This window comes from Ekhidna sp., assembly GCF_040220215.1.
GTDB lineage: Bacteria > Bacteroidota > Bacteroidia > Cytophagales > Cyclobacteriaceae > Ekhidna.
Map to the genome: position 1 here is coordinate 146,467 of NZ_JAVJTR010000013.1, position 9,562 is coordinate 156,028.

A 9,562-nucleotide genomic window follows, 5' to 3' on the forward strand; every position below is an offset into this window, starting at 1 on the left:
TCTGGACATTGGAATAGAAATTCACTAATTTGTATGGCCTTACCAAAATGATATCAACATGGCCGCTTTTTCAATTAAAGTAAACGGTAAAACTCATCAGGTAGACGTAGATTCGGATACCCCCGTTTTATGGGTTTTGCGAGATCATCTAAAACTTGTCGGAACGAAATTTGGATGCGGAATCGCTTCATGTGGTGCCTGCACCATTCATGCAGATGGCAATGCGATTCGTTCGTGTTCGCTACCCGTATCGGCGGTTAAAGACATGGAATTGACTACCATAGAAGGATTGTCAAAGGACGGAGATCATCCGGTTCAGGAAGCGTGGCTGGAGCATGACGTGCCACAATGCGGCTATTGTCAGGCGGGTCAGATTATGAATGCCGCAGCATTCCTTGATAAGAATTCAAACCCTTCTGACGAGGAAATTTCCCAGGCAATGAATGGAAATATTTGCCGATGTGGTACTTATATCCGTATCAATCAGGCGATAAAGACTGCAGCCTCTAAAATGTCCTAACTCACCTCAAAAGAAATTCATTATGACACTCATTAGAACACAAATCAATCGACGTTCATTCATGAAACTTTCTGCAGCAGCAGGAGGCGGGATGATGTTGGGATTCAGCTGGCTGGCTTCATGCTCATCACCTAAGGAAAAATATGCACAAATACCTGAAGAATGGTTTGATATCAATGCATATATCAAAATAGGGGAGAATGGAACGGTCACCATTTATTCACCCAATCCGGAGATCGGACAAAATGTAAAAACCTCCATGCCTGTCATTGTAGCAGAGGAATTGGATATCGACTGGAAAAATGTCATTGTAGAGCAGGCAGATTTGAACACCATTAAATACAATCGTCAGCTGGCCGGAGGTAGTCAATCGATCCGTCATGGATGGCAAAGCCTTCGTATGGCAGGAGCTACCGGGCGCAGGATGATGATGGAGGCTGCCGCAAAACAATGGGAAGTGCCGGTGAGTGAATTAACCACCAGTATGGGGGAAGTGATCCATGCTGCAAGTGATAGAAAAATTGGATATGGAGCATTGGCTTCATTGGCAGCAACTTTGGAGATTCCTGCTGAAGTAGAAACAAAAGACAATGCAGACTTCAAGCTAATAGGAGGAAATATTAAGAATGTTGACGCAAAGAAAATTGTAACCGGAAAGCCACTCTTTGGGCTGGATTATGAGCAGAAAGGTATGTTCATAGCTATGATTGTTCACCCACCGGCATTTGGTATGAAGATAAAGTCTTACGACGACTCAGAAGCCAAAGCAATGCCTGGTATTAAGGATGTGATTGTGATCAATACAGAACCAAAGGAGAAGCAATGGTCGGATACCAATGCATTTACTGAACTGATCGCGGTAGTTGGAGAATCTACCTGGCAAGTGATGAAAGCTAAAAAGGCATTGAAAGTAGAATGGGAGCAGGACACACCTGCTGAGAACACTGAGGATCATTTAAGATTATTGTCAGAAGCTTTGGATAAACCCGGAGAGGAAATAAGAAAAGATGGTGACCCGGATAAGGCTTCAATGAAAGCTGCAAAAGTGGTGGAGAGTGTTTTTAGTGCTCCTTTTCTGGCTCACAATACCATGGAGCCAATGAATTTCTTTGCCAATGTAACAGCCGATAAAGCCGAGTTGGTTGGACCTGTCCAAACACCGGAATATCTGCGGCTTTCAGCGATGGATCTTCTGGGGATGACTGAAGACCAGGTTTCGATTCAGATGACCCGAATGGGAGGAGGCTTTGGAAGAAGACTGTATGGAAATTTCGGATTGGAAGCAGCAGCTATATCACAGAAAATGCAAGCCCCAATTAAATTGGTCTACACCCGTGAGGATGACATGACTCAGGGTACATATCGACCGGCCTATCGTGTGGCTTACAAGGCGTCTTTGGATGACAATGGTAATTTGCTTTCCTGGCAGGCGAAAGGTGCCGGAATCCCAAGCGATCCATTATTTCCACATCGATTTCCGGCTGGAACGGTGGACAATTTTAAAATCGAACGGGTAGGTATACCAACAAACATCTCAACAGGAGCATGGCGAGCACCGCGTTCTAATTTCATTGCAGGTGCTGAGCAATCTTTTATGGACGAAGTGGCGGAAGCTGCAGGAAAGGATCCGATAGAATTTAGACTTAATCTATTTGATCGAGCGATTAAAGATCCGGTTGGAGAAACCAATGATTATGATCCGGAAAGATATGCGGGTGTGTTGAAGCTCGTTCGGGAGAAATCAAACTGGGGAACCGAGATGCCCGGAGTATTTAGAGGCGTGTCTGCTTATTACTGCCACAATTCCTATGTGGCACAAGTGGTAGATCTCGAGAAGGTCGGCAATGCCCTTAAAATCAAGAAAGTTTGGTGCGCGGTGGATTGTGGTATTGTTGTGAATGTGGAGGGTGCCCTGAATCAAATCCAGGGAGGTATCATTGATGGAATAGGTCATGCGATGTATAGTACACTGACATTCAAAGATGGAAAGCCTCAGCAAGAAAACTTCAATGGTTACAAGCTTATTCGAAACAGTGAAGCTCCGTTGGAAATTGAAACCTTCTTTGTAGAGAATGGAATCGATCCAACCGGACTGGGTGAACCATCCTTGCCACCTATATCAGCCGCATTGGCCAATGCTTTATACAAAGCAACTGGTCAGCGCTACTACCATCAGCCGTTTTCAAGTGCTGAGCAGGTACTGGTTGAGATGGTGGGGTAATGTTTATGGAGTATTTATAAACTCATCAGGTTACGAGCCATGGTTTGCCCCAAACCCAGCAGGAGAAGTTTTTGTTTCTGTTTTTCGAGTGAAGCTTCTTTAGGCAATAAAACATAAGGATAGATTCGGTGCTTTTTAGATAGCATGACCACATATGGCTTGTCCTGCCATAACCCGACTAATTTGTCTTCCGAAATCAAAGCCTCCCGAAAAAAACGGCCACTGTATAGAAGTATAAAATCCTGGCCATTTATACTACCTTTAATTAAGAAATCATAGGGGTTTTCGTAGATTCCATGCTTTTTTAATTTAGACCTGAGCCAGTTAATATTTACATCAGTATAGGTTTGCCAGCGTTTTTCAGGATCCGATTGTGAAGTTCTTATTTCGAGTTGGAATTTGCCAAGCGTGTCGTTTTCCTGGATGATCCAACCCCATGCACCCTCTTTCCAGTATAGTTCAACAGTTTCGGTAGTCTCTATTGTACGATTTCCCTCCTCGTCTTTTACCCGCTCCCTATCTCTATGGAAAGCTCCATTCACCATTACCGGTAAATAAAACTGCTCATCTTGAATTTGAACCTGGTTATTTAAAATCCAGGCAGATTCATTAATGGATCCGGTAGGCATCCCGGTCAGGAGGGTCCATACACTGCTTGCTGCCCGTCCTTCTGATTTCAGTTCATTTTTGTCAAAAGGAACTGGTTTTTTGGATGTAAGAACGATACTTCTGATGGAAGTGTTTTGCAACTCATATTCACCTTTGACCATGCTAACCTTTTCAAAAGGAATGGAGTCCATTTCCTGTCCGAATGAAAAATGTTGGCAGAGAAAAATGATCAGCGTAAAAACGATAGGGTATTGCTTCATGATAAAAGCACCAAGTGCTCATTAAGTATTAAATGCCAATCTGAATCCGATAAAATCTTATATGAAATTAATCATTCGGAGTGATCAAACCTATAGCTCGAAAAAGAGACAGAAAGACAGAATAGCCTAACCATTCAGTAATTTCACATCCTTAAAACGCTTATCGCGCATGCGATAGGCGTTTATTGCATTTTTACCTAGTTTGTTGGTCAGCTTGTGGTTGACAAATGCCCCTGCAATAGCTCCCACGCCGGGGATGAGTTGGAGTAGTTTGGCCAGATCTATGTAGTCCCGATATTCCAGCTGGAAGGTACGCCAGTCAAAGGTGTTCAGGTCATCCGGAAGTTGTTCATGGGTTAGCTCCCAGTTTTCCATCTTTTCGAAAATGGCATTTCGGTGTGCTTGACTGGAAAAGGTTAGTTGGAAAATGTAAAGAATGTAAACTCGTTCCTTATAGTCTTTGGTATCATAGCCATATCGGGAGGCGATCTCAAAAAGCATCTTCATTTTCAGGGTTAGCCAGAGTGGAAAGTCTGCCAGGCTGAGAAGGAATCCACCAAAACCAGTAGCGGCACCTTCAACTGCGGCAGAGGAAGAGTAGAAGTTGATTCGCTCTTTGATTTTAGCTTCTGTTTCCTCCAATGAATGGACTTCTCGTGGTTTGCGAGTAGTAAACCCCGAACCAAAAAGTACGCCCCTAGTGATTTCCTTGATCGCTTTGGTAATGGCCCTATGTACTTTCTCCGGAATTATTGTATTTATCTTTTTCTGAACCTTCTTGGTCGTACGGTTCCAAAAGGATGGTTTCTTCCGCATGGCATGTTGCCATTGATGTAGCTCAGTTGCTACGATCTTTTCATAAACGGAATGGGTATTTAACATCAGTTGAATATAAAGCTAATTGAAACAAAATAAGGGAGCGAAATTGTCAAACAAATTGAATCATATTTACGTTTTCAATCCATCAAAAATGCCGATTCATTTATCCCACCTCCGATCAATTATAACCTTTTCCATTTGTATCGGATTGATTCTGCCAATATACGCCCAGGAAACCAACTTGGTCAAGCGTGTTTGGAACTCCGTTTTCAACGATACCACCTCAATTGAGCGTCCTAAACTGATAGCTTATCCAACCGTAGCATATTCACCTGAAACTGAATGGGAGTTTGGCTTGAGTGCTGTTTATGTGTATTACGCCAATCAGGATATCAAAAACAGGCTGAGCGAGATCAATGCGTTTAGTTTTATCACGCAGGAACAGCAATATGGACTCTGGATGGATCACGCACTGTATAGTGACAAGAGTAAATGGTTTTTTCTTGGACGGATTCGACTACAGCAATTTCCACTACTCTATTTTGGGACAGGTCCGGATACTGATGGAGAGGAGCTGGCTCAGATTGATGCCGGAAGCATAAGTATCCGTGAACGTGTGTTACGGAAGATTCAAGGAAACCTGTATCTGGGATTTGAATCAGATTTTCATCGGCTATCGAATGTGAGTCTAACCTCGCTATCAAACGAACCATATGAAACGCCTGTTGGCCTTCAAAAATTCAGCAATATTGGTCTTGGATTAGGCTTGGTGTATGACAGTCGACACAATGTGCTAAATGTTCGCGAAGGATTTTTTGGAGAAACAGGTTTTCTCAGATACGATGATAGATGGGGAAGTGATTTCGAGTTCACTTCTTATTTTTTTGATGCTCGCTACTACCTTCCGGTAACCAGCTCTCAAGTATTCGCTTCTCAAGTATATTTCTCTGAAGTTCAGGGTAATGCACCTTTCAGTCAGCTTTCGTTGATGGGGGGAGAATCGCTTATGCGAGGGTATTATCTTGGAAGATTTCGCGATCAGACACTATTAGCGGCCCAAACTGAATATCGATTTTTGCCCTTCTCTTTTAGCGAACGCTGGGGTGCTGCAGCTTTTGTAGGAGTGGGTACAGTCAGCGATGGTGTTCAATCGTTGGACATGAGTAAACTCAAGGTTGCAGGTGGAACGGGTGTTCGATTTTTGATCTTCCGTAGCAAAGACATCTTTACCAGGTTTGATGTCGCAGTTTCCGAGGATGGTTTAGGTTATTACTTCTTTATTGGAGAGGCATTCTAGATAGCTTTAGAAAGTAATTTTTCTTCAATTTGGATGTTTCTTAAAAGATGGAAAGCCTTTCCTTTCCATGCATTTTTTTTATAACCGATTAATAGGATATTCCATCCTGAATGTATCCCATTTGGTAGAAAAGGTTATCAATTGATAACATTAGATGTGTTACTTTGTATATAGTGAGAAAGGGAATAATTGAACTTATCCCATTGGCGTCAACCAACTATCCGATGTTAAAAAGTGCTGTAATATCAGTATTGGCTTTTTACCTGTCCGTTACAGGTATGGCTACTGAAGTGCCTACCTGTGGAGGAGGAGTAGCTGATAGTGATGCCGAATCGGACGGAATTGAAATTGCCAACGGTGTTTGTGCTGAATTATTTGACGATCTAGGTGTGGTAAATGGTGGTATTCTTATCAATGATGGCGCAACACTCACTATCTATGGTAATATCACAAGCCTTTCTGATAAAATCAACATTAAATCAGGAGGAACCCTTATCCTTTATGGTAACATCAACTCCATTTCCAATGGAATACTTGTAGATGGCGGCACGCTGGAAATTTACAGTAATGTGACTGTAGATGGAGGCTTTGAAATAAAGGCCTCCTCTAAAATAATTTTAAATGGGGGGTATCTAACAGTTTCCTCAGGCAATGGAATATTAGCAGACAGCTCCTCTGAACTTGAAATGTACAATGGAAGTACCATTGAGATTGTAGATGGTGCTTCTAAAATTGATAATGGGTCAAATGGAACAATTACATCTGATGGCTCAGGAAACTCAATTGAAACGCAAACATGGGATGGCGATCAGGGCGATTTTAGTTGTGCATCCGGAAGCTGCTCTGATTCCGCGTCAAGCGCACAGGTCATTATCACTGAAACAGGAGGAAATACTGTCACAACCGAAAGCGGAACCTCCGATTCTTTTACTGTAGAGTTAGCAACACCGATTACCTTAGGAACTGTTAGAGTAGATCTTAGCTCTGGTAATACAGGTGAGGGAACGGTTTCCCCCAGCTTTGTAGAATTTTACATTGGCAACATGGGGGCCAAAACAGTCACAGTAACTCCCGTTGATGATGGAGTCGATGATGGACCACAATTTTATACGATCACCACAACCACTTCTACGCCAGTTGCAAGTACGCCTGATTACAGTGGAGTGCCAACTCCGGATGTAGGTGTTGTAAATCAAAACGATGGTGAGTTCCCACGAATTGATCTCACAGCAACGACCTTAACAACATCTGAAAATGGATCAACCCAAACATTCGATGCAGTGATTGGATCACAACCAGCGTCAGGTAAGGTGGTTCAACTCGATGTGACTTCCGGTGATATGACTGAAGGAACGGTGAGCCCGGCTTCATTGACCTTTGATGAATTTAACTGGGATACTCCTCAGACAGTGACGGTTACCCCTGTCGACGACACTCCTGTGGATGGGGATGTCGATTACAATGTGACATTGGCTGTGAATACAGGAGTGGGGAATGCAGATGGCGATTACAATTCCGTGCCTGATGCTATAGTTACAGTAACTAACCAAGACGATGAAGTGGCAGGTTTTACATTGAATACTTCAGCAACCGGCAGCACAACTGAAGGTGGTGGTACAACCACATTTACGGTAGTATTGGATGATGAGCCATTGTCCAATGTGGTACTCAGAATCACAAGCCTGGACGCAACCGAGGGACAGGTTACCCCTTCAGATCCACTTGATTTGACATTCACGTCAGCTGATTGGTTTACTGCTCAAACCGTGACGGTAGAAGGAGTAGATGATGCACTAAATGATGGTGCTATCGCTTATGATGTGCGTGTACGCGTAAGAGACGCTTCCAGCGACGACTTGTTTGATCCGCTGGCAGATCAAACAGTTACCATCTCCAATATTGATGATGAGCAAGCGCTCTATGGTATCATTGATGGGAATGATTTCATTTATGAGGTTGGTATAAATGATGGCATTGTTACGAGTCTTGGATCCACTCCATCAGGTGTATCACCTAGTGCCCTGGCATATAAAAATCAAGACAACCTCCTATATTACACCCACAAGACTGGTCAGAGAGCACTATACTCATTCGACCCATCTGATGGCACAAATACTTCAATAGGAAATACCAGTCATTCCAGTGAGATAGTAGGCTTAGCTTTTGATCAGGATGGTAACCTTTTTGGTCTCGATGATAGTAATAATTTTCTCCGAATCAATTCTGCTACCGGTGCAGTTACAGAAACAACGGCGCTCACCTTATCAGGAAATGCTGGTGATTTGGTTAGCAGTCCCAGCGGAGATATGCTAATCCTGACATCTTTAAAAATCTACAAAATCAGCAAGACAGACCTGGATGCTGGAGCTCCTTATGCCTTGACGGAAATCACTTCAAAAGGACAATCTGACATTCTGGGTGCGACATTACTGACCGAACCAAACAGTGGTGCTTTCACTATTTTTCAGGTTTCAGATACCAAGGATAAGTTATTTTATTTTTTATACGAAGGGAAAGACTTGAAAGAGAATAATGGCCCTAGTACCTTAATCTTACCTTCAACCCCTGCATTCTTGTCCGACCTGGCCTCTGCACCTCGTTTTGGTGGGAAAATTAGCGGCTCAGTATATGAAGACACCAATATCAACAGCACGAAGGATGGGGGGGAAACTTCTCCGCTAAGCTATGGGGGCAAGCTATTTGTAAAATACATAGTTTCAGGAGAAACTACGGCGGGAGATGCCATCGAGATTGATCCTGCAGTGGACGGGAGCTTCGACTTAGACATGGGGCTTTTAGCAGGAACGTATGATATCATCATTGATGATAATAAGACTCTATCGGATATCACTCCATTAGTGCCATCAGATGGGTATAACATTTCTGAATCCGGAGATCTAAAAGAAACCATTAATCTGCCGGCAAATCAATGGGGGAATGTTGTCACTCAAAACTTCGGCTTATACCGGGATGGAAATATCAGTGTTACCCCAACATCAGGGCTGGTGGTAAATGAAACCGGCACTACAGCCACCTTTGATGTGGTTTTGCTCCAAGCACCAATAGATGATGTTACTATTACGCTTTCCAGTGATGATGCCACTGAAGGGAGTGTTTCACCCACATCATTGACGTTTGGTACTGGAGATTGGAGTTCACCTCAGACGGTCACAATCACTGGCCTGGACGATGCGTTATCAGATGGGGATATTGCGTTCAATATTATCACAGATCCTGCCACATCGCTTGATGATGTCTACAATGGACTGGATGCTCCGGATGTAGCAGTAACGAATGAGGATGATGAGATTACAAATACTGCGCCGACAGCCACCGGCTCTACTGTAACAACCAATGAAGATACTCAGGTAACCATTGTTTTTTCAGATTTAGGTTATGCAGATGGGGATGCAGATCCAATGACACACATCGAGATCGAGCTACCCTTACCTGCTGCTGGTACTTTATATGTTGATGACACACCTCAAAACGGAAGTTATGATGTGGGAGAAGAAGTTGCTGATGGAGAAACAATTACCAAAGCATCCATAGATGCCAACCTATTGAAATTCAGCCCAGCTTCAGATGAAAATGGAACGAGCTATGCCAGCTTCAATTTCTTCGTGAACGATGGCACGGAGAATAGTGCTTCAGCTTCTGCTATTGTATTTGATGTAACGGCAGTAAACGATGCACCAAGCTTTGTGAAGGGAGCGAACGAAAGTATTTTAGAAGATGCCGGTGCACAGACGGTCAATGGTTGGGCGACCAGCATCGACAAGGGTGCGGCAAACGAGAGTGGTCAAACACTGACCTTCACGGTGACCAATGACGCG

The 9,562-nt window shown here is 43.4% G+C and carries 6 protein-coding genes; 4 read left to right on the top strand and 2 right to left on the bottom strand.

Going from position 1 to position 9,562, the window contains the following annotated elements:
- Window positions 1-58: 58 nt before the first annotated feature.
- Both RIC88_RS08200 and RIC88_RS08205 read left to right on the top strand, forming a co-directional pair.
- Complete coding sequence (locus tag RIC88_RS08200; protein ID WP_350217050.1) at window positions 59-520, top strand: (2Fe-2S)-binding protein; 462 nt, start codon at window positions 59-61, stop codon at window positions 518-520.
- Between the two features lie 22 nt (window positions 521-542).
- Window positions 543-2,741, top strand: a complete 2,199-nt coding sequence (locus tag RIC88_RS08205) for a molybdopterin cofactor-binding domain-containing protein (RefSeq protein WP_350217051.1) — start codon at window positions 543-545, stop codon at window positions 2,739-2,741.
- A 14-nt stretch (window positions 2,742-2,755) separates the two neighbouring features.
- Here RIC88_RS08205 and RIC88_RS08210 read toward each other — a convergent pair whose 3' ends face one another.
- Window positions 2,756-3,610, bottom strand: coding sequence for a hypothetical protein (locus tag RIC88_RS08210; RefSeq protein WP_350217052.1), 855 nt, complete (start codon window positions 3,608-3,610; stop codon window positions 2,756-2,758).
- A gap of 126 nt (window positions 3,611-3,736) precedes the next feature.
- Window positions 3,737-4,492: an EcsC family protein gene (locus RIC88_RS08215; protein WP_350217053.1), complete on the bottom strand. Its 756-nt coding sequence runs from the start codon at window positions 4,490-4,492 to the stop codon at window positions 3,737-3,739.
- A gap of 88 nt (window positions 4,493-4,580) precedes the next feature.
- Here RIC88_RS08215 and RIC88_RS08220 point away from each other — a divergent pair, with 88 nt between their 5' ends.
- Window positions 4,581-5,726, top strand: coding sequence for a BamA/TamA family outer membrane protein (locus RIC88_RS08220; protein WP_350217054.1), 1,146 nt, complete (start codon window positions 4,581-4,583; stop codon window positions 5,724-5,726).
- A 173-nt stretch (window positions 5,727-5,899) separates the two neighbouring features.
- Window positions 5,900-9,562, top strand: a 3,663-nt coding sequence (locus RIC88_RS08225; protein ID WP_350217055.1) for a hypothetical protein, incomplete at its 3' end; no start/stop codon positions are given.